Here is a 21169-nt window from a genome sequence, read left to right on the forward strand (position 1 = left end):
GCAATGGCTGCAAAAGGCGTTGACATTAGTGAAAATAACGGCAAAGTGGATTTTGCACAGTTAAAGATTGCTGGAATTGGATTTGTGCTTCTTCGCTGTGGTTATGGAAGCGATTATGAGAACCAGGACGATGGAAGGTTCTTGGAAAATGTCTCAAAGGCGCAAAAGACAGGAATGCCTTACGGCGTCTATCTCTATTCGTATGCCCTGAATGCTATTCAGGCAGAAAGTGAAGCTAACCACGCACTTCGATTATTAAGCCAAGTTCCTAAGCCTGCATACGGCGTGTGGTTTGACATGGAAGACGCCGACCACTACAAGGCAAATCACGGTATGCCTGCAAATTCTGTTCTGGTAGATATTTGTGACATTTTTTGCAAAAGAATTTCAGAAGAGGGGTATCACGCGGGAATATATGCCTCATTATCGTGGTTGGAAAACGAGCTGAACGATCCCCGCTTGGATCGGTATGACAAGTGGGTAGCTCAATGGAATAGCGTATGCGAATATAAGAAGGAGTACGGCATCTGGCAGTTCACTGACCAGCTGTACATTGGCGGAAAGCGCTTCGATGGCAACTGGGCCTATCGCGATTACCCCAGTCTTTCGCAAAAAAAGGAGGAACAAGCTTTGAACGAAACGCAAATTAGAAAAATCGTTCAGGAAGAAATTGCAAGCTACTTTGTACAGCAGGCAAAAAAGCCTGCCAGTAGCTGGGCGCAGCCGGCTGTGGCTTATTGCAAGGAGAACGGGATCATGAACGGAGATAAGGACGGGACATTTCGACCGCAAAGCTTTATTACACGGCAGGAATCTGCGCAGGTTGCTATGGAACTGCACAAACAGATGAAGCAGCCGTAAGTTTTATCCGAAAAAAGCGCTATGGGAGTATTTGATCCCATAGCGCTTTTTTTGAGAAAGAATCCCGCGTAAAAATTAACCTTCAAGTTTCCCTTCTTTTTTGCAAAGCTTCTATTTTGCCAACAATATTCTTCCTTATTTTCAAGGATTAAGTAGAATACTGGGGTGTAATGAACTATGAAGATATCATTGCGCCTAAATTTGTAAAAAGTGCAAAAGCGATCCGCAAAGACAAATACACGGGCATAACTATCCGTCCCCCATAATCTCCATATCACCTTTATTTCAACATAATTTGAAAGGAAAGTATGATATGGTAGAGCCTAACGAGAAAGAAAGAGAAAGCAGTCTGCAGAATCGGTTTTCAGCTTATCTCAAACTGGCAGTTAACAGAGAACGCAGACGGTATCTTCAAAAGAAATGGAACACAGAGAACAGGGAAGCGCTGCAAAGTGCAGTTGAAAAAGAAGATCAACTGTACGAGCCCGATTTCCTTTCGCACCTTCCTCTTGCGGATCAAATCGAAAATGAAGCTTTGTCAAAGGCGATACGAAGCTTAAAGCCAAAGGACTTAGAGATACTGGAACTGTGCGGCATCCAGGGTTTAACGTATCGTGAGGCATCGGAGCAGCTTCATCGGAACTTCTGGACAGTAAAGGCTTCTTATTTGCGAATGATCCATATGTTCCGAAAAATTTTAGAAGGCGAGTAAGTACATGAATTTTTCTGACTTGATAGAAAGAGCAAAGACAGGCGACAATAATGCGGCTGAAGAAATCCTAAAGAAATACGAACCCCTGCTGCGGAAAAATGCTGTTGTACAGGGAGAATACGATGAAGACCTGTATCAGAGGCTTTGCAGTGTGACTTTGAGTTGTATCCAGCATTTTAAAGCCGAGTTGGATTTGTTCTGATTACTAAGCAGAAATCTGATTACTAAGCAGAAAATAGAAAGGCCGATAAGATAGGAAAATACCTATTTTATCGGCCTTTTCTTATAGGACTTGATGGATTTTGGGGAGTGTGGTACAATGTAACTTACAGAGGAGGAACTTTTATGCCAGTATATTATTGCAAGAACTGCGGTTTTATTTTCAAACGGGAGAAAGAAACGGACACCTGCCCGGACTGCGGAAAGCGGGATATCCGTCCTGCATTGGAGCCGGAGATCATGGAATTGAAAGCTAGGCAGGAAAAATGGGAATAGGAATCTCATGCAGACGACGGGACTTCCAGCCAGTTATTACTGAACCAAGCTCTCTTGTGCCAATAATCAAAATTTATTTTGCCAGCGCCGGTCATTTCTTTTCGGCGCTGGTTTTTCATTTTAGAAAAGGTGAACCTCTATCCACACCTCTCCTCCAACGCTGCGGTTGTCTCCCGATCTGTATGCTCCCACAGCAAGCTGCTCAAGATCTCAATGGCATCCCAGCGCTTACGGTAGTAGGTCCACCAGGAAACGTCTTTCATGTGCGTACGCAGGGATTCTACGATATCATCTATGCTGCCGACATAATAAAAGGCTTATCAAGATCACAATTTCATCGAAAAATCAGACGGAAGAAAATTCTTCCTCTGGTTTCCTGTCTTTTTATTAGCTCTTTTGCCATATCCTGGCGAACGATTTTTTAAAAACTTTGCACTGATTCTGACACATTACCGCTCTTTATATAGCAGAAGGTGGTTAAATTCACTTTTTCTTGAACCTTGAAAACAGCATAGCGATCTGCCGGAGGGAATACCCCTGGCTTTGCCATGACGCATCTGCTGAGCGAAGCAAGGGAGAAAACGCAGGACCGAACACGGCTGCAGGAAGCGAGCCGACAGATTGTTACAGAATGGAACAACTTTTTTTATTTTTCAAATGGGATGCTGCCTGATTGTGGTGTATAATAATTTTGCTAAATCTCAGCCATTTATCAAAACTACAGGAAAGGAGGCATCTTCGAGAAAGGAGGCGCAAGTTGGGTGAAAGAAAGTCAACCCCAAAGTCCAGCTAAAAAGGTATACCTGGTTTCTGAAGTAGCCGAAATCTTGAACATGACAGAACGCAGTGCGTATAGCTTTTGCAGTACAACAAAGGAATTTGTTGTCAAACGCTGCGGACCAAAACTGCTTCGGATTAACAAAGAATCCTTTGACTGCTGGCTGAATCATCAGGAGGTAGGATAAATGGCTTCTATTGTTCATCGGTATCAAACATACTACGTTAGTTACACAATTCCGAAAGGTCTAAGCAAGGAGTTCTACGAAAAGAATGGTCTCCCATATGACGAACACAAAAGTAAACGTCAGATGTGGGAACCGTTCAATAATTTGGATGCAGCAGAAGAAAGAAAAAAGAAGGTGGAAATTCAGTTAGAGGAAATACGGCAGTCAAACGGCGAGATAAATCACCTTTCTGTGATCCGTCCCATAAAGTTATGGGATTTTGTGATGAAAGAATTTATTCCAAGTCGGGCTAAGAGCTGGCAACCGAAAACCTATACCATGAATGTTGGTCTTCTTACCAATCATGTAAAACCTCATCTGGGTGAAAAGACCATCCAGGCAGTTACTGAGGGGGACATTCGTGAGCTCTATGAAACCCTGCAGCATACACCTAAAGGCGCATACAAAGGCGGTATATGTTTGCTATCTGAAGTAGAGATGGAAAAGCCACATGAAGAAAGTGAGTGTTTAGGTCCCACGACTATTCATGATGTAGCTCTGCTTTTAGGAGGGATTTTTAAGCTGGCGCTCCGAAGGAATCTCATTACAGAAGATCCATTACCGGAATACATACCCCCGCGCAACGGCAACATTCAATTCAAGATATGGGATGACATGCTGATGAAAAAAGCACTGACTGCTATGTCGGATCAACCGCTGCTGCGGCTTGCTGTGCATCTGGCATATGTAGGTGCCCTAAGAAACGGGGAAACGGTTGGAATTACTTTAGAGGAACTGGATCTTAGAAATAGTCGCATCCATATCACAAAAATACTGCAAAGAGTTTCAAAAGAATCTCTGAAAATGGCAAAAACCTCAGATGTGTTGTTTGTCTTTCCAACGATAGAGATAGAAAAAAATTCTTGCCTTGTACTGAAAAGGCCAAAGACATCTTCCAGCATTAGAGAGTTGCTGGCAACTGAGCCACTCAAAAATGAGATAGAGGCGCGGTTGAAGCAGATCCAGCGCAACAAGGAAAAGCTCGGTGATCAATATCATGATTACGGACTTCTGATCTGCTTAGAAAACGGTAATCCCATAGAACCCAAGCTGATGATGACATGGTTCAAAAAATGGCAAAAACAACAGAAAGAAGAATTTGAGGAAGAGTATCCGCCACTTAGTTTCCATGGAATCCGCCACTCATCAACTACTTACTATGTGGAGCACTGTGATGGGGACTTCAAAAGTGTACAGGCAATAACTGGTCACAAATCGTTGGAGGTTCTGCTAAATATCTACTCTCATGCCACAAGTTCAGCCCGGTTAAAGCTTGTAGAAACTTTTCAGGACAAATTTTATTCCGGGAGGAAGGAACAGAGCTTGAGCGCAATATTTTCACCAGAAAATGCGCAGGAGAAAGACGTGGTTTCCACATTGGCTTTTCTTGCGAAAGATAGCCCGGAGATCAAAGAACTGCTTCTCAAGATGTGCAAGCAAAGCCCCGCTTTGCAGGAAACCGTCTTAACTGCACTGCTTGCAGGATAGACCGCCGTTTGACGGTCGCTTTTGACGGTTTGTATATCAGCTGTATATTTATGTAAGAATGGATTTTTAGAGCGAAAAGCACGGATGAAGTAAAAAAAGATGCGGATTATTTGCAAAAATACAAAAAATCCGCATCAAACCTGAAAATCTGGCGCGCCGGAGAAGATTCGAACTCCCGACCTCTTGATCCGTAGTCAAGCGCTCTATCCAGCTGAGCTACCGGCGCACAGGAACTTGTATTCAATTTTCATCCAACTTGCTTGCATATGCAGAGGAAAAACCCCTTGGTCCGTAGTCAAGCGCTCTATCCAGCTGAGCTACCGGCGCATATCGCTGCGAAAACAGCATGCTGTCTTCACAGCCCTATTATTATAAGCTCAGTTTTTGGAAATGTCAAGAGCATTTTCACGGTTTTTCTTCCGTGGGGTCTTTCGGCTGTTCCAGCGGCTGGTGGAATTTCAGCAGGGAAAAGCCAAAGGGGGAAACCGTACGGCTTTCCATTGTGTTTTCTCCCAGCAGGACCACGGCGGCTTTAGGAAAAAGAGATTCCGGCACGCCTTGCGGCTCACCGCTGCGGTTTACCAGCACGATCAGGCTGTCGTGCCCGGTCTCCGTGACGGTGGAACGGCGGAACGCCAGCAAATTATCCTCTGCCAGCAGGGTCTCGTATTTGCCCTGCGCCAAAACGGATTTCTGCTCGGTCCGCATTTTTCCCAGCGATTCGTACCATGCAAGCAGCTCCTTATCCTCGCCGCCCCAGGGGTAGCAGGCGCGGTTAAAGGGATCGCGATAGCCCTCCATGCCCGCCTCGTCCCCATAATACAGGCAGGGAATGCCCGGCAGCAGATATTGCAGCAGGGACGCCAGCTTCAGCCGCTTTTTGCCCAGCTCCCGCTGCTCCGGGGAGAGGACTTGGGCGCTTTGCCAGTCCCGTCCGCGCCCGTTTGCCGGCTCGCCGCCCAGCACTGTCAGCGCCCGTTCCGTATCGTGGGTGCCGATGTGGTTCATCAGCAGGTTCAGGCTTTGGGCAGGATAATTCTCCACGATGCTTTCCACCGCTTCGGCAAACGCGCGGGGGTCCTGCCCCAGCAGGAAGCCGAAAATCGCGTCGCGGAAGGGGTAGTTCATCACGGTGTCAAGCTGCCCGCCCAGCAGGTAACGGCGGCGCACGCCGTAGGCGGATTTGTTGGAGGCGTCCTCCCACACCTCGCCCAGGATCAGTGCGTCGGGCTTTTCCGATTTTGCGGCGGCAGCCAGGTGGTCGATAAATTCGTCCGGCAGCTCGTCGGCAACGTCCAGCCGCCAGCCGGAAGCCCCGGCGCGGAGCCATTTTCGGACGATCCCGTTTTCCCCGTTGATATAGTTGTCATAGGAGGGGTCGGTTTCCCGGACATTGGGCAGCGTGTCAAAATTCCACCAGCAGTCATACTCGTTGTTCCACTGGCGGAAGGAATACCAGGAGGAGTAGGGGGAGCTTTGGGACTGGTACGCTCCCGGCTCAGGATATCTGCCCTCCCGGTTGAAGTATAGGCTGTCGCTGCCGGTGTGGCTGAACACGCCGTCAATGAGAATACGGATCCCCTGCGCCTTTGCGGCTTCGCAAAGCTCGGTAAAGTCCTGCTCCGTTCCCAGCAATGGGTCGATCTTGGAATAGTCTGCCGTATCGTAGCGGTGATTGGAATGGGATTCAAAAATGGGGTTGAAATAAATGCAGGTCACGCCTAATTTTTTAAGGTAGGGCAGCTTTTCCTGCACGCCCTTCAGGTCGCCGCCGAAGAAATCGGAATTTGTCACCCTGCCCTGCTCGTTGGGGCGCCATTCCGGGCTTTCCTGCCAGTTTTCGTGTAGCGTGCGCCCTGCGGGGACATTTTCCTTGGGCGTGCCGGAGCTGGCGAAGCGGTCGGGGAAAATCTGGTACATGATGCCGCCGGCAAGCCAATCCGGCACGGAGAGGGTCTCCGAGTACACCGTCATCTGCCAGCGGTTCATGCCGCCGCTGACGGCTTCCCCGCCAAACCCTCTGGACAGCCGCAGGCTGCCCCGGCAGGTGCGGGCTTCAAAATGGTAGAAATATAAGCCGGATGCGGCAGGGGTGTAGTGGCATTCCCACCATTCCTTGTCATTGCCGTTCATGCCGCACCAGAACATATCCAGCACCTGCGTGTCCACGCCCTCCCGCTCCATGACCAGCATGGCGGCGGAAACGGCAAGCTCCCGGGGCAGGGTAATACGGAAATGGACAGCCGTGCCCTCCTTCACCGCCCCGGTGGGGTCCTTGAAAACAGTGCTTCTGGAATGGAACATTGTCGAATCCTCCTCACAAACGAGGGTCGCTGCTGCCAGCGACCCTCGTGGGTACTTCCTGAATCTATTCTATGAGAAAAATGGGACGAAGGGCTCACTTTTTCCCGGTATTTTTTATCGGAGGCACGGGGGAAGCGTGCCAGATGTTCCCGGCGTAGTCCCGAATGGCGCGGTCGGCTGCAAAGCGCCCGGCGCTGGCGGTATTGATCAGGGACATCTTGTTCCAGACCTTTTGGTCGGCGTAAAGCTGCTCCGCCTTCTGCTGGGCTGCCCGGTAGGACTCGAAATCCGCAAGCGCCATGTAACGATCCTGATTCAGCAGGGTGTTGTAAATATCGTTGAACTGCTGCCCCTCGAAGCCGCCCAGCAGTTCGTCCATTGCCCGGTGGATAATGGGGTCGTTCTGATACTGGAACAGCGGATTGTAGCCGGAGCGCTTCAGCTCCTCCACCTGAGAGGCGGTCATGCCGAACAGAATGATGTTGTCGTCGCCCACGGCTTCGTGGATCTCCACATTGGCGCCGTCCAGCGTGCCCAGAGTGACGGCTCCGTTTATCATGAACTTCATGTTGCTGGTGCCGGACGCCTCCGTGCCGGCAAGGGAGATCTGCTCGCTGATCTCCGCGGCGGGGGTCAAAAGCTCCGCCCAGGTCACGCAGTAATTTTCCACGAAGACGATCTTCAGCTTCTTGTTCACCCGCTCGTCGGAATTGATCTTTTTGGCGAGCGCGGCGATGAACTGAATGATCTGCTTGGCAAAATAGTAGCCCGGCGCGGCCTTTGCCCCAAAGAAATAGGTGTGGGGGGTGAAGTCCGCATTGGGGTTTTCCCGCAGCCACTGATAGGTGGCGAGAATGTTCAGGGCGTTCATGTGCTGGCGCTTATACTCGTGGAGACGCTTGACCTGCACGTCAAAGATGGAATCGGGATCCACGGTATCGCCCTGCGTCTTTTTCAGGTGCTGGGCGAGCCGCTCCTTGTTGGAACGCTTGATCTTCTGCCATTTGTCCAGCACAGCTGCGTCGTCCTGGTATTTCAGCAGCCCGGAAAGCTTGTCGGCGTCGTAAATATAGTCCCTGCCGATGAGCTCCGTGGTCAGGGCGGCAAGCTCGGGGTTGGACTGGTTCAGCCAGCGGCGGTGGGCAATGCCGTTGGTGACGTTTGTAAATTTATGGGGGGTCTCCTCATAGAAATCATGGAACACGCTGTCCTTCAAAATCTCGCTGTGCAGGGCGGAAACGCCGTTGACATTGTGAGAGCCGATCACAGCCAGGTTCGCCATTTTCACATAGCCGTCGCTGATGGGCGCCATGCGGTAGATCTTTGCCTCGTCCACGCCCTTGGCGCGCATTTCCTCCCAGAAGCGGCGGTCGATCTCCTCCACGATCTGGTAAATGCGGGGCAGGCGCATTTTGAACTGTTCGCAGTTCCAGGATTCCAGCGCCTCGCTCATAACGGTGTGGTTGGTGTACGCCACCGTGCGGGTGACGATATCCCACGCGGCGTCCCAGCCATAGCCGCATTCGTCCAGCATGACCCGCATCATTTCCGGGATCGCCAGCACCGGGTGGGTATCGTTCAGGTGGATGGCGGCCAGCTTCGGCAGGTCGTCCAGATTGCTGTGGGCAAAGAGGTGGCGGCGAATGATGTCCTGAATGGAGGCGGACACCAGGAAATACTGCTGGGAAAGCCGCAGCAGCTTGCCGTCGGTATGATTATCCTCGGGATAAAGCACCTTGGTAATGGCTTCCGCCATTGCCTGCTGCTCCATAGCGCGGAGGTAGTTGCCGCTGTTGAACAGGCTCATGTCAAATTTATTGTTTTCCGCTTTCCAGATACGCAGCAGGCTGATCCCCTTGCCGTCCATGCCTGCCACGCACATATCGTAGGGCACGGCGGTGACGGAGGTGTAATCTCTGTGGCGCACAGCGTGGTACTGCTCGTGCCACTGCTCTTCAATATGCCCGTCGAAGCGAACCTCGATGGAGTTGTCCGGCACCTCCTGCAGCCAGACGGAACCGCCGGGCAACCAGAAATCGGGCAGCTCGGTCTGCCAGCCGTCCACCAGCTTCTGGCGGAAAATGCCGTATTCATACCGCAGGGAGTAACCCATGGCGGGATAGCCCTGGGTGGCGAGACCGTCCAGGAAGCAGGCGGCAAGGCGGCCCAAGCCCCCGTTGCCCAGCCCGGCGTCGGGCTCCTGCTCGTAGAGATGATCCAGCTTGATGCCGAAATCAGCCAGCGCCTTGCGGAAATTTTCCTCTAGCCCCAGGTTGAACAGGTTATTGCGCAGGGAGCGCCCCAGCAGGAATTCCATGCAGAGGTAGTACACCTGCTTTGTTTCGGTTTTTTCCGCGTTGGTGACAAATTCCGTGCGTCCCTTTGTCAGAAGCTCCCGCACGATCAGCACCACAGATTTGTAGTATTCTTCATTGGTGGCGTTTTCCAGGGAAACGCCGAAGGCGTGCGCCAGCTTATCCTGCACAGCTTCTTTGATTTGCGAAACGGACATTTTGTAGTTCATGAAAAGCCCTCCATAATTGTGTAAAGATTCCGAAAGAACTGGGGAAATAGATGGTTTTTCTCGTATAATATAGGCATTATACACTAAAATCTTCCAAAAATCAATCATAAAGAAGCGACTGAATCCGGAAAACAGGGCATAATTTCAATGCTATTATACCATAAGCACGGAACGTGCGTTGGTATAATGTGCCGATTGCCCGTTGCGCCGAGGGCGCAAACTGGGCAAGGCAAATAAAAATCTATAATATCCGCGCCCTTTGCGGATATTATACCACACCTGCGGTGGGCAATCGTGAAGCCTCCTTGCACAAGTCACAGGTAAATCACCCGACCACAGCTTTGCGGATATTATACCACACCTGCGGTGAGCGCTCGTGAAGCTTCCTTGTGCAAAGAAAAAACCGTGCGACCCGACCGCGAGCTTTTGCCCTTTCCAGCATCTAGAATCCAGCATCTGTGATATCAGAAACCCGTTTTCATGATGGTTTGCGATTATTATACCACAGGTGTGGAATGGGGACAATACAAAAATCAGGATTTTTAGGGATTTCGCCGCTTTTTCGGGAAAAATCCCAAAAAACTTTTTGAAAATTTCCCGGAAACGGGAAAAGGGACTTCCCGAAAACGTTTTTTTGCTTTATAATGGATAAAATGACAGACGGGAAAGGAAGGGTCTGCGGTGGAAAAAAGACGGATCAGGCTGGAAATCAACGGCGTGGTGTGCGGGCTGATCACCCAGGAAAGCGAAGAATACATGCAGTCTCTGGCGGGAGAAGTCGGAGAGCTGATGGGAAACATTCTGGAAGCTTCTCCCTATATCACCCGGGAAGCGGCTGCGCTGACCGCCGCCCTGAGCTACTGTGACGACGCGAAAAAGAACGGCGAAAAGGCGTTCGCCCTGCAGGAGCGGGTGGACGAGCTGGAAGTGGAAGCCGAAATATGGCAGGAAGAAAAGGCGGAGATGGTGAAATCCGGCGCTGCCGGGTCGGCTGCCTCCCCGGACGCAGCCCTGCTGGAAAAGCTGGAAAAGCTGGAACGGGAGAACACCGCCTTGACGGAGACAGCCGGACGGGTAAAGGAGCTGGAAGAAAAGGCTGCCCGCCTGACAGACGAAAACGCCGCGCTTCGGGAAGCGAGTCCCCAGCCCATAGCGGGCGGGGAAACCGCCGCGCTGGAAACGGATAACGCAGCCCTGCGCCAAAAGGCGGAGGAGCAGGCAGCCCGGGCGGAACAGGCGGAACAGGAAAAGCAAAGCGCCATCGCCGCCGCAAAGCGGGCAGTGGAAGAAGCCAAAAAGATGGTGGACGGGCTCCGGGCAGAGCTGGCGGAAACCAGGGAGGAAGCCAGAAAAGCCAGGGAGCGCGCTTCTTCCCCGGCGCTGGACCTGCTGGAAAAAGAAGTGCTGGAGCAGGGAAGCGAAGCTGCCCGCGCCAAAGGGCAGGAGCATTCCGTGCCCCCGGCAGGCGAGCAGAAGCCTGCCGGGGGCAGGAAGCGGAGGAACCCCATGCGGTACGAGGAAGAATACGAGCAGGAGGGCTTTGTCAGCTTTTTTGAAAAATCATGAAAAAAACCATGGAAGTATTAGCCCCCGCGGGCGGTCCTGAAGCGCTGCGAGCCGCGGTGTTCTCTGGGGCGGACGCCGTCTACCTGGGCGGACCCGCCTTTGGCGCCCGTGCCCATGCGAAGAATTTTTCGCTGGAGGAGCTTGGGGAAGCGGTGCGGTTCTGTCATGGGCGGGACGTGCGCGTCCACGTGACGGTGAACACGCTCTTAAAGGACACCGAGCTGCCGGAAGCGCTGGCACTGGTCTCCCGGCTGTGCCAAATAGGCGTGGACGCCGTGCTGGTGCAGGATATGGGGCTTTTCGCCGCGCTGCGGGACAGGGCGCCGGAGCTGCCCCTGCACGCTTCTACACAAATGAGCCTGCACACGCCAGGCGGCGCAAGGCTGCTGTATGAGCTGGGCGCGGAACGGGTGGTGCTGGCACGGGAGCTGAGCTTAGCAGAAATTCGGGAAATTTCCGCCGCCTGCCCGGTGGAGCTGGAAGCCTTTGTCCACGGGGCGCTGTGCATGTCCCTGTCGGGGCAGTGCTATTTCAGCGCCATGCTGGGCGGGCGCAGCGGGAACCGCGGTATGTGTGCCCAGCCCTGCCGGCTGCCCTTTGCCGCGCCGGGCGGCACGGGACACGACCTTTCCCTGAAAGACCTTTCCTTTTTCCGGGAGCTGGAACAGCTGCGGGAAGCGGGGGTGTGCTCCGCCAAGATCGAGGGCAGAATGAAGCGCCCGGAATACGTGGCGGCGGCGGTTTCCGCCTGCCGCCGGGCAGCGGACGGCGAGCCGGTGCCGGAAGCCCTGACAAAAAACCTGGAAGCGGTGTTTTCCCGCTCCGGCTTTACCGACGGCTATCTCACCGGGCGGCGGGGACGGGAAATGTTCGGGGTGCGCACCAAGGAGGACGTGACCGACGCCACCGGGCAGGTGTTTTCCCAGCTGAAACAGCTGTACCGGGGCGAGCGGCAGAGCGTTCCCCTCTCCCTCACCCTGCGGGAGGAAAACGGAAAGCTGACCCTGACGGCGCTGGACGGCGCCGGGAACGAAGTGGCAGCGGAGCTTGCCCTGCCGGAGGGGGAATATCCCCGGCTGCCTGCGGAGCGCTGTGAAGCCCAGCTCCGCAAGACCGGCGGCACCCCTTTCCGCGTGGACAAACTCTCCCTGCCTGAGCAGGGCGTTCCGGCGGGGATCGCCCCCTTGAACGCGCTGCGCCGGCAGGCTTTGGCAGAGCTGCTGGACAAGCGTTCCCGGCGGGCGCCCATTCCGTTCCGGCAACAGGAATATGTGGTCTCTCCCCGGGAAATCTCCTTAAAGGGAACGGCGGGAAAGCTCCCCCTGCGGGCATATTTCCGCAGTGCGGGGCAGGTTTGCCGGGAAGCGCTTTCCTGTGAAAGCATCGCGCTGCCCCTGGATACGGCGGCGGAGGAACTGCGCCGGCTGCGGGAACAGGGCTTTTCCCGGATCCTACTGGAACAGCCCCGGGCGTTTTTCGGCGGGGAAAATGGGGTGCGGGAGCTGATGGCTGCCCGCATGGAAGACGGCTTCCGGGAATTTGTAGTGGGAAACCTGGGCGGGCTTTGGCTGGGCAGGCAGCTGGGCGCAAAGATTCACGGCGGGTTTTCCCTGAATATCTTCAACACTGCCGCGCTGGATCATTTTGAGGAGCTTGGGCTTTCCACAGCGGAGCTTTCCTTTGAGCTCAGCGGGCGGGAGGCTGCCGCGCTGGGCGGGAAGCTGCCCCGGGGCATGATGGTGTATGGCAGGCAGGCGCTGATGCTGACGAGGAACTGCCCCCTGGCAAATTCGCCGAAAGGCTGCCTGCACTGCAAGGCTCCCGGCTGCCTGACGGACAGAATACACAAGAAGTTCCCGGTAATTTGTACAGGGACAGGGGCGGCAAGGTATTCCGAGGTACTGAACAGCGTGCCCCTCTGGCTGGGGGAGCAGGAGCTTTCCGCCATGGATTTCGGCGTGCTGCGGTTCACTGTGGAAAACTCTGTGGAATGCGGCGAAATATTACAGCGCTTTTTTCGACAGGAAACTGCCGAATGCGACTATACTCGCAGGCTGTTTTCCAAGGGCGTGGAATAACTGTGGAAAACTCTGTGGAAAATGTGAATACTCGGGGAAGACAAGCTGGATTTTACAGGGGTTGGCATGGTTTTCCCATTGTGGAAAATTTTGGAAAGGATGTTTTTTATGAACAAGACAGGAAAGCTGCGGATCAAAAAGCTGCGGGAGGAAGCCGTCCTGCCGGAGCGGAAAACGCCGGGCAGCGCCGGGTATGACCTGTGCGCCTGTGTTGCGGCGGATTTCACCATCGAACCGGGCGAGCTGGCGATTTTCCCCACCGGGCTGGCGGCGGAGGTGCCGGAGGGCTGTGCGGGGCTTATCTTCACCCGCAGCGGCCTGGGCGTGAAGCACGGGATCACCGTGGCGAACGGCGTGGGCGTCATCGACAGCGACTACCGGGGAGAGATCCATGTGGGGCTGCGCAATTCCAGCAAAACTGCCTATACGGTCAGCCCCGGCGAACGCATTGCCCAAATGATCATCATGCCCGTCTGCCTGCCGGAGGTGCAGGAGATCGAGGAGCTTTCCGAGACCCAGCGGGGCGCCGGCGGCTTTGGCAGCACAGGAATGTGAAAAAACCTGAGCCGGAACGGGGGGACAGTGTTTCCCCAAAATGTTGTGCCGCATTTTGTAAAATTCGGCACATATGCGGCATTTTGCAATTTTATGAGTTTATGTAAACTTTGTTGTTGAGAAATGGAAGAAAATACGATATAATATGTAGCGGATTGGGTTGATTTTTGGCATTCCAGTTTTCTCAAAAGGAAGCCGGGAATTTTTCCCGAAATTGGGAAACGATAAGAAAGCAACACGCAAATGCCGGGGTGAGACCGGGCATCTGAATCTCAATACAGGAAAGGTAGAATTTTTCATGGCAGGACTTTCAGGACTTTTTTCCATGTTTTCCATGTTCTCCAAGGATATCGGCATCGACCTGGGAACAGCCAATACATTGGTCTTCATGCGGGGCAAGGGCATCGTCATGCGGGAACCTTCCGTGGTGGCGGTAGACGTGCGCACCGATGAAGTGCTGGCGGTGGGCAAGCAGGCAAAGGAAATGCTGGGCAGGACCCCCGGCTCCATCGTGGCGGTGCGCCCCTTAAAGGACGGCGTGATCGCCGACTTTGACGTGACGGCGGCAATGCTGAAGTATTTTATTAAGAAAGCGCTGAAATCCGGCACATTCAGCCGCCCCAGGATCGTCATCTGCATTCCCTCCGGCGTCACCGAGGTGGAACGCCGCGCCGTGGAGGACGCTGCCCGTCAGGCAGGCTCCAACAACGTGGATCTGATCGAGGAACCCATGGCGGCTGCTATCGGCGCAGGCCTGCCCGTAGGAGAAGCCACCGGCAGCATGGTGGTGGATATCGGCGGCGGCACCTCCGAGGTCGCTGTGATCTCTCTGGGCGATATCGTCACGGCGGTTTCCGTCCGTATGGCGGGAGATAAGTTCGACGAAGCCATCGTGACCTATGTAAAAAAGAAATACAACCTGCTCATCGGGGAACGCACCGCCGAAGAGATCAAGGTAAAGATAGGCTCCGCCTTCCCCACAGAGGATACCATCAATTCCTTTGTGGAGATCAAGGGCAGGAACCTGATAGACGGCTTGCCCAAAAACGTGACCATTCACGCCGACGAGGTGCGGGAAGCGCTGATGGACAGCGTGATGATCGTGGTAGACGCCATCAAGGACACGCTGGAAAAGACGCCCCCAGAGCTGGCGGCGGATATCATTGACCGGGGCATTATGCTTACCGGCGGCGGCGCGCTGCTCCGCGGGCTGGACAAGCTGGTCAGCCAGGAAACGGGCATTCCCGTCCATGTGGCGGAGCGCCCGCTGGACTGCGTGGTAGAGGGCACGGGCAAGAGCCTGGAGGTGGACCTGCCCAAGTCCTATTACCGTTCCAGGAAAAAGTGAGGAAAAGCTGGTAAGACCGGCAAAAGGGTTTTATGTGGAGGACTGCTGTGAGGAGATGTTCTGCTCTGCGGCAGTCCGCCTTTTGACTTATTTCAGGGACTGCATTTTTTGGAAGGGAGGCGAAAGGCTTGAAGGATTTTTTCAAAAGCAGCTCCTTTAAGGTGCTGATCATCACTGTAGTAGTGCTGCTGGGTCTGATCATTTTCACCGCCTCGGCGGGCGGTTCTTTCCTGGCAAGCCTTTTGGGCTTTGTCTCCTCTCCCATGCAGGGCGTTGCCACCACGGTGACGGAAAACGTCACGGAGTTCCTCGATTTGGACGGCCTGACAAAGGACGAGCTGAAAAACATGGTGACGGGTCTGCAGGATAAAAACGCCCAGCTGCAGCAGAAGCTGGCGGATTACGAGGAGATCAAGCAGGAAAATGAGCAGCTGAAGCAGCAGCTGGAGATCACCTCCCAGCGCCCGGAGAATAAATCCCTGGCGGCTTCCGTCATCGGCAGGGACCCAAACGATGTGTTTTCCGGCTTTTCTATTGATAAGGGCACGCTGGAAGGGATCAGCGTCGGCGACCCGGTCATTACGAACCGGGGTCTGGTGGGCATCGTCACACAGGCGTACGCCACCACCAGCAAGGTGTCCTGCCTGCTTTCCGAAGACGTGAAGGTGGCGGCGGTGTGCATTGAACGGCAGGAAAGCGGCGTGGTGACCAGCAATATCATGACCGCCAGCACGGGGCTGCTGCGCTTCAACTACCTTTCCGGGGACACAAAGCTTCAGGAGGGGGATATCATTACCACCTCCGGCGCGGGCAGGAATTACCCCGAGGGCATTTTGATCGGCGAAGTAAAAAGCGTGGAAAAATCGGAAAACGACATTTCCAAATATGCCGTTGTACAGCCCTGTGAGGACATTTCCGCGGTGAAGGACGTGTTCGTCATCGTCAGCTTCCCCGGCAAGGGAGAGGAAATCCCCGATGTGGACGTGACCTCGAACCCCCAGGGCGGGGAGGACGCGGAATGAAAGACTTCAACCGTGTGATCCGTTACCTTGCCTATGTGCTGGAGCTGCTGGTGCTGTTTATGCTGCAGGAGACCCCCGGTCTGCTGCCGGCGATTTTCGGCGTGCGCCCGGTGCTGATTTTCCCGGCGGTCATCACCATGGCAATGTTTGAGGAAGAGGTGCCCGCCATGGCGTTCGGCGTTGTGGGCGGGCTGTTCTGCGATTTTGGTCTGTCCGGCATTATGGGCTTCCACGGGCTGGTGCTGGCTGTCATCTGTTTCCTGGTCAGCATTCTGAGCCGCACTTATCTGCAGGTCAACACCGTGACCGCCATTATTACCGGCATATGGACCATCGGGCTGACCGTCTGCGCCCAGTGGTTTTTCCTGTACTATTTTTCGTATTCCATGCCGGAGTACGCCTTTCTCCATCACTATCTGCCCAAGTATTTTTACACGATGATCTTCGTTCCTCTGGTGTACCTGCTGAACCGGGGCTTGTCCCAGGCGGTGCGGGCGCAGGAGAACTGACCTTTTCGAGAGGGATTTCTGACTTATGAAACTGCCGAAGCTGAAAAAACCGGGACGATACGCGTTCTGCATTCTGCTGCTGCTGGCGGTCTGCCTGCTGTATGTGGGTCGCCTGTTCCAGTGGCAGGTGATAAATGGGGAATACTACCGCCAGGAGGCTCTGAACGACCGCACCGACACCATCGAGCTGGACGCTGCCCGGGGGCAGATTTTGGATAGGAACGGCAAGGTGCTGGCGGGGAACAGGGTCTCTTATGATATCGTATACAATGCCCTGAACATGGTCTATGAAGAGCGCAACGCCACCATCATCAAGGTCGTGGAGCTGCTGGAAGAGCGGAACGAAAAATGGCGGGACAGGCTGCCCATTATCCTGAACGAGGAAAATGAGTACCAGTTTGCCGAGGGCAGGGAAAGCGAGATCGAGACCCTCAAGGGGCAGGATATGCTGAACATGGCGGAATACGCCACCGCCGAGGAATGTATGGGCGAGCTTGCCAGGCGTTACGGTTGCGAGGGCTTTTCCAAAAAGGATATCCGCGACGTTGCCTCCGTCCGCTATTCCATGGAGCGGGACGGCTATTCCCGCACCAACGCCTATGTGATCGCGGCGGACGTTTCCTCGGAGACGGTGGGCGTCATCAGCCAGAGAGCCGGGGAACTGAAGGGCGTTGAGCCGCGGGTCTCCGTTGCCCGGTACTATGGGGAGGACGGCTCCCTCGCGCCCCATGTGGTGGGGCATGTCGGCTCCATTTCCGGCGAGGAATATGATGAAGCTGTAAAAAACGGCACAGCATACGATTATAAGGACAATATCTCCGGCTATAAGTGGACGGATTCTTTGGGCAGGGGCGGCATTGAGAGCGCCTTTGAAGACGACCTGCGTGGCAGCCGGGGAGAGGAGACCATTTTTGTAGACGATACCGGCGAGGTGAAGAACACCGCCGTCACCGTTCCGCCGAAGGAAGGGAACACGGTTTATACCACGCTGGATACCGACCTGCAGCGGGTGGCGAATCTTTCCCTGAAAAAGAATATCGAGGGCAACAAAAACGCCAAGGACTGCACCGCCGGCGCTGCGGTAGTGCTGGACGTAAAGAACTTCGGCGTGCTGGTCAATTCCTCCTATCCCACCTTTGACATGAACCTGTACACCTCCGATGACAATTACGTGCGGCAGAAGGAGGGCGACACCGACGGGCAGCCCATGCTGAACCGGGCGCTGGACGGCGTTTACACTCCCGGTTCGGTCTTCAAGCCCATGGTGGCGCTGGCAGCTTTGCAGGAGGGGGTCATCACCGCCGACACCACTTATTTCTGCGATAAGCTTTACACCCTGGGCGACGATCCCCTCACCGCCCTGCATCTGAAATGTACGGACTATCACGGGAACACCAACGTCTACAGCGGTCTCGCGGGGTCCTGCAACGTGTTTTTCTGCAACGTGGGGCTGAATTTGACCATTAAAAAGATGGACGCTTACGCCCAGTATTTCGGACTGGGAGAAGAGACCGGCGTGGAGCTGGGGGAAGCTACGGGAACCATGTCAAATCCCCAGGAATTTAAGGAAAACCATGGCGGCGAGGAGTGGGTGGACGGCAACACCGCTCAGACAGCGATCGGGCAGATGGACAATATGTTCACCCCCATTCAGCTTGCAACATACTGCGCCACCATTGCCAACGGCGGCAAGCGGCTGGAAACCCACTTTCTGGATAAGGTCACCGATTACAGCGGGGAGGAGACTGTTCGGACGCACCAGAAAAAAGAGCTGTTCGACGCGGACCTTTCCTCCGACGTGCTGGGCGTGGTGAAGGAGGGAATGCGCATGGTGGCGACCTCCGGCACGGCGTCCGACGTATTTGGGGACTACCCGGTGTCCATTGCCTGCAAGACAGGCACGGCGGAAACCTCCATGGACGACAGCACTGGCACGGAGCCGAATATCAGCTTTATCTGCTACGCCCCGGCGGACGACCCGCAGATCGCCATTGCGGTGATGCTGGAGTACGGCAACAAGGGACCCTATGCCCAGAATGTGGCGAAGGATATTTTAGACCAGTATTTTGGCTTCTATACCTGGGACGAGGACGGCAACCGCTACGACAGCAGCGGGAACCTGGTAGACGACGAGGGCAAGGTGCTGAAAACCAAGGAACAGCTGGACGCGGAAAAGGCACAGCAGGAAGAGCAGGAAAAAGAAGATTTCCTTTCCTCCGCCCTGGAAAACGGCGCTGACGATACCGCCAGCTCCGGCACGGATATGACCTCCTCACAGCCGGCTGCCGATGACGGCGGCAATGACCGCAGGGAAGATATCCCCAACACCCCCTTTACGGGAGAGACCTCCTCTGCGCCGGAGAGCAGCCCTTCTTCCGCCGGGGAAGACACTTCCTCTTCTTCTGGCACCGCTTCCTCCGGAAGCGGCAGGAAGCCCGATTCTCCTTACTATACAGGAAGCAAAATGGTCGGAAAAAAGCTTCGGTCACGCTGTGACCGATTTTGCAGAGCAAAACCGCTTTTTTCGTAGTCTCTAGGGTACACTGCCATCATGAGGGGAAAAACTTTTACTTTCGGTCGGGCGGCAGAATAGATATTAGTTGTTAGATGTTAGAAAGGGCATAGGACATAAATTTGTTGTAGTCGGGCGGCAGAGATGGAACCCGTACAAAGCAGCTTCCCGATTGCCCACCGCAGGTGCGGAATGGACAGAAAAATATCTGAATAAGCAAGTTGGAAAAAGCGGTTTTCGCATAGAAAATCGGCTGCGATGCAGCCGAAGCCTTTTCCAGGAAGAAAGGCGCAGCCTTTCTTTTGCTTCGCAAAACCATCTTTTTTCGGTGGCTTTTGGGTACACTGCCATCATGAGGGAAAAATTCTTACTTTCGGTCGGGTCACAGAGAGGGAATCCGCACAAAGCGGCTTCCCGATTGCCCACCGCAGGTGCGCTCACCGTAGGTGTCAAAGAAAACAATAGATTTTTGTGTGTTTCTTACAAAATTTCATGAAAGAAATATTTGTTTTTGACAAAACATCTTTTGTGTGCTAAGATGAGAAACGAGGTAGTTTCCATGGGACTTTCCACTGTGATCACATCCGGCAAGGGCGGCGTGGGAAAATCCACGGTGTCTGTTGGGCTGGGCAGGGCGCTGGCGCAGCGCGGGCGGCGGGTGCTGCTCATCGACTGTGACGCCGGTCTGCGCAGCCTGGACCGCATGACGGGCACGGAAGAGAATCTGGTTTTCGATATTTCCGACGTGGTGTACGGCAGATGCGCCCCGGCGGAGGCGATCTATCCCTGTGCCGACGCGGACGGGCTGTTTTTGCTGCCTGCCCCGTCTTCCGGGGAGAACATGATCCGCCCCGGCGTCATGCGGAAGCTGGTCCCCTTGCTGAAGCGGTACTACGACCACGTGCTGCTGGATTCTCCCGCAGGCGTGGGCGGCGGCTTCCGTTCGGCAGCCTGTGCGGCAGACAGGGCGCTGATCGTGTGCAGCCCCGACCCGGTATGCGTCCGGGGCGCGAACGCGGTGGGCGGTCTGCTGAAAAAGCTTTCCGTGGAGGACCAGCGGCTCATTATCAACCGCTTCAACGGAGAGTTTTTTGATGAGACCGGCGTGTACGGAGATTTGGACGGCGTGATAGACGCCGCGGGTATCCGCCTGTTCGGCGTGGTGCCGGAGGACTTTTCTCTGGCAGCGTCGTTTTTGAAGGGGAAGAGGGCAAAGGAAAGCTCAAAGGGAATGATGGCTCTGTGCCGGATCGCCGGGCGGCTGGAAGGGGAAATGATCCCTATTCCCGCCCTGCTGTAAGGAACGGGGGATCATTTTGACGGGCAGCCGGGTCCTGGCGTGCTGCAAACGGGACAGAGCCGGTTCACGGCTGCTTTCAGGCTTTTTTACATCTGATTCTTTTGGGAAAACTTGAAAATCATTTGTGGTATGAAGGAGGAGTTTTGTATATGAATATTGCCTTGACGGCACATGACGCGAAAAAGGAGCTGATGGTGCAGTTCTGTATTGCCTATTGCGGTATTCTCAGCCGCCATACGCTGTGCGGTACGGGCACCACCGGCAAAATGATCTCGGAAGCCACCGGGCTGAAGCTCCAGCGGTTCCTCAGCGGACCCCAGGGCGGCGACCAGCAGATCGCGGCGCGCATTGCCTGCAATGAAATAGATCTGCTGCTGTTTTTCCGGGACCCGCTGAACCAGAAGCCGCAGGAGTCCAACGACATGAACCTGCTGCGCCTGTGCGATATGCACAATATCCCGGTGGCGACCAATATCGCCACCGCCGAGGTGCTGATCCACGGCTTGGAGCGTGGAGACCTTGACTGGCGCGATATCGTCAGAGAGCCGGTGTGAAAAGCAGATCTGCCCGAAAGCATTTTCCGGGCAGATTTTTTATCGAAAATCACGCTTGCAAAATGACGCGGTCTGTTTTATAATGAGACCAGCAAATCGGCGATGACTTGGGATGAGTACCCCGGAAAGTCCGGCAGAGAGAGGCGGAGGAAAAGCGGGACGCTTCGGCAAAACGGCTTTTCAGCTGTGAGCCGCCTTCGGAACGGAACGGGAGAAAGACGCCCAACAGCCGGAAACTGAATGACATTTATAAGGAAAGCGGCGCTTTGCGAAGAAAAGCGCACTGCTTTTGAATTAGGGTGGCACCACGGAGATACCTTCGTCCCTGATCCGGCTT

Annotated in this window: 16 protein-coding genes and 1 tRNA gene; 14 read left to right on the forward strand and 3 right to left on the reverse strand. The window is 54.4% G+C overall.

The genetic code is table 11. From position 1 onward, the window contains the following. Positions 1-3: 3 nt before the first annotated feature. The 5 genes from AB8996_RS01435 (at position 4) to xerC (ending at position 4560) form a co-directional block, all read left to right on the forward strand. Positions 4-861 (forward strand): GH25 family lysozyme, encoded by an 858-nt coding sequence (locus AB8996_RS01435; protein WP_369297191.1) that lies wholly within the window; start codon positions 4-6, stop codon positions 859-861. Between the two features lie 313 nt (positions 862-1174). Then, positions 1175-1573: a sigma factor-like helix-turn-helix DNA-binding protein gene (locus AB8996_RS01440; RefSeq protein WP_369297192.1), complete on the forward strand. Its 399-nt coding sequence runs from the start codon at positions 1175-1177 to the stop codon at positions 1571-1573. A 4-nt stretch (positions 1574-1577) separates the two neighbouring features. Beyond that, positions 1578-1775 (forward strand): helix-turn-helix domain-containing protein, encoded by a 198-nt coding sequence (locus tag AB8996_RS01445; protein ID WP_369297193.1) that lies wholly within the window; start codon positions 1578-1580, stop codon positions 1773-1775. A 143-nt stretch (positions 1776-1918) separates the two neighbouring features. Next, entirely contained in the window at positions 1919-2068 is a 150-nt protein-coding gene (locus AB8996_RS01450; protein WP_369297194.1) for a rubredoxin-like domain-containing protein, read from the forward strand. 965 nt (positions 2069-3033) lie between these two features. Next, a complete protein-coding gene (gene xerC / locus AB8996_RS01455) occupies positions 3034-4560 on the forward strand; it encodes a tyrosine recombinase XerC (RefSeq protein ID WP_369297195.1) in 1527 nt (508 codons plus the stop codon). Positions 4561-4709: 149 nt separating this feature from the next. Here the strand turns inward: xerC and AB8996_RS01460 are convergent. The 3 genes from AB8996_RS01460 to AB8996_RS01470 form a co-directional block, all read right to left on the reverse strand. Then, positions 4710-4786, reverse strand: a tRNA-Arg gene (locus tag AB8996_RS01460). 179 nt (positions 4787-4965) lie between these two features. Continuing rightward, positions 4966-6864 carry a glycoside hydrolase family 13 protein gene (locus AB8996_RS01465; RefSeq protein WP_369297196.1) on the reverse strand — a complete coding sequence of 633 codons (1899 nt, stop codon included), beginning with the start codon at positions 6862-6864 and terminating at the stop codon, positions 4966-4968. Between the two features lie 94 nt (positions 6865-6958). Continuing rightward, positions 6959-9388: a glycogen/starch/alpha-glucan phosphorylase gene (locus AB8996_RS01470; RefSeq protein WP_369297197.1), complete on the reverse strand. Its 2430-nt coding sequence runs from the start codon at positions 9386-9388 to the stop codon at positions 6959-6961. A gap of 681 nt (positions 9389-10069) precedes the next feature. Here AB8996_RS01470 and zapA point away from each other — a divergent pair. The 9 genes from zapA (at position 10070) to AB8996_RS01515 (ending at position 20832) form a co-directional block, all read left to right on the forward strand. Then, positions 10070-10954, forward strand: a complete 885-nt coding sequence (zapA, locus tag AB8996_RS01475) for a cell division protein ZapA (RefSeq protein ID WP_369297198.1) — start codon at positions 10070-10072, stop codon at positions 10952-10954. An 8-nt stretch (positions 10955-10962) separates the two neighbouring features. Continuing rightward, positions 10963-13032 carry a U32 family peptidase gene (locus AB8996_RS01480; protein ID WP_369297199.1) on the forward strand — a complete coding sequence of 690 codons (2070 nt, stop codon included), beginning with the start codon at positions 10963-10965 and terminating at the stop codon, positions 13030-13032. A gap of 108 nt (positions 13033-13140) precedes the next feature. Further along, positions 13141-13587, forward strand: coding sequence for a dUTP diphosphatase (gene dut, locus AB8996_RS01485; protein ID WP_369297200.1), 447 nt, complete (start codon positions 13141-13143; stop codon positions 13585-13587). 334 nt (positions 13588-13921) lie between these two features. After that, entirely contained in the window at positions 13922-14935 is a 1014-nt protein-coding gene (locus AB8996_RS01490) for a rod shape-determining protein (protein WP_367575425.1), read from the forward strand. Positions 14936-15063: 128 nt separating this feature from the next. Next, on the forward strand, positions 15064-15957 hold the full coding sequence (gene mreC / locus AB8996_RS01495; protein ID WP_369297201.1) for a rod shape-determining protein MreC: 894 nt from the start codon (positions 15064-15066) through the stop codon (positions 15955-15957). Continuing rightward, complete coding sequence (gene mreD, locus AB8996_RS01500; protein WP_369297202.1) at positions 15954-16466, forward strand: rod shape-determining protein MreD; 513 nt, start codon at positions 15954-15956, stop codon at positions 16464-16466. The genes mreC and mreD overlap by 4 nt, the downstream gene beginning before the upstream one ends. Positions 16467-16491: 25 nt before the next feature. Further along, positions 16492-18996: a penicillin-binding transpeptidase domain-containing protein gene (locus AB8996_RS01505; protein ID WP_369297203.1), complete on the forward strand. Its 2505-nt coding sequence runs from the start codon at positions 16492-16494 to the stop codon at positions 18994-18996. Between the two features lie 541 nt (positions 18997-19537). Then, a complete protein-coding gene (locus tag AB8996_RS01510) occupies positions 19538-20278 on the forward strand; it encodes an AAA family ATPase (RefSeq protein WP_369297204.1) in 741 nt (246 codons plus the stop codon). 149 nt (positions 20279-20427) lie between these two features. Further along, positions 20428-20832: a methylglyoxal synthase gene (locus tag AB8996_RS01515; protein WP_369297205.1), complete on the forward strand. Its 405-nt coding sequence runs from the start codon at positions 20428-20430 to the stop codon at positions 20830-20832. Positions 20833-21169: the final 337 nt, after the last annotated feature.

The sequence above is a fragment of the uncultured Neglectibacter sp. genome, assembly GCA_937958185.1.
Classification (GTDB): Bacteria; Bacillota; Clostridia; order Oscillospirales; family Acutalibacteraceae; genus Acutalibacter.

What these genes read in the sequence shown, in the direction of transcription:
- xerC (WP_369297195.1), top strand. Translation starts at nt 3,034, where the DNA reads ATGGCTTCTATTGTTCATCGGTATCAAACATACTACGTTAGTTACACA.
- AB8996_RS01510 (WP_369297204.1), top strand. Translation starts at nt 19,538, where the DNA reads ATGGGACTTTCCACTGTGATCACATCCGGCAAGGGCGGCGTGGGAAAA.
- AB8996_RS01490 (WP_367575425.1), top strand. Translation starts at nt 13,922, where the DNA reads ATGTTCTCCAAGGATATCGGCATCGACCTGGGAACAGCCAATACATTG.
- AB8996_RS01470 (WP_369297197.1), bottom strand. Translation starts at nt 9,388, where the DNA reads ATGAACTACAAAATGTCCGTTTCGCAAATCAAAGAAGCTGTGCAGGAT.
- AB8996_RS01515 (WP_369297205.1), top strand. Translation starts at nt 20,428, where the DNA reads ATGAATATTGCCTTGACGGCACATGACGCGAAAAAGGAGCTGATGGTG.
- AB8996_RS01465 (WP_369297196.1), bottom strand. Translation starts at nt 6,864, where the DNA reads ATGTTCCATTCCAGAAGCACTGTTTTCAAGGACCCCACCGGGGCGGTG.
- AB8996_RS01450 (WP_369297194.1), top strand. Translation starts at nt 1,919, where the DNA reads ATGCCAGTATATTATTGCAAGAACTGCGGTTTTATTTTCAAACGGGAG.
- mreD (WP_369297202.1), top strand. Translation starts at nt 15,954, where the DNA reads ATGAAAGACTTCAACCGTGTGATCCGTTACCTTGCCTATGTGCTGGAG.
- AB8996_RS01435 (WP_369297191.1), top strand. Translation starts at nt 4, where the DNA reads ATGGCTGCAAAAGGCGTTGACATTAGTGAAAATAACGGCAAAGTGGAT.
- AB8996_RS01480 (WP_369297199.1), top strand. Translation starts at nt 10,963, where the DNA reads ATGGAAGTATTAGCCCCCGCGGGCGGTCCTGAAGCGCTGCGAGCCGCG.
- dut (WP_369297200.1), top strand. Translation starts at nt 13,141, where the DNA reads ATGAACAAGACAGGAAAGCTGCGGATCAAAAAGCTGCGGGAGGAAGCC.
- AB8996_RS01440 (WP_369297192.1), top strand. Translation starts at nt 1,175, where the DNA reads ATGGTAGAGCCTAACGAGAAAGAAAGAGAAAGCAGTCTGCAGAATCGG.
- AB8996_RS01505 (WP_369297203.1), top strand. Translation starts at nt 16,492, where the DNA reads ATGAAACTGCCGAAGCTGAAAAAACCGGGACGATACGCGTTCTGCATT.
- AB8996_RS01445 (WP_369297193.1), top strand. Translation starts at nt 1,578, where the DNA reads ATGAATTTTTCTGACTTGATAGAAAGAGCAAAGACAGGCGACAATAAT.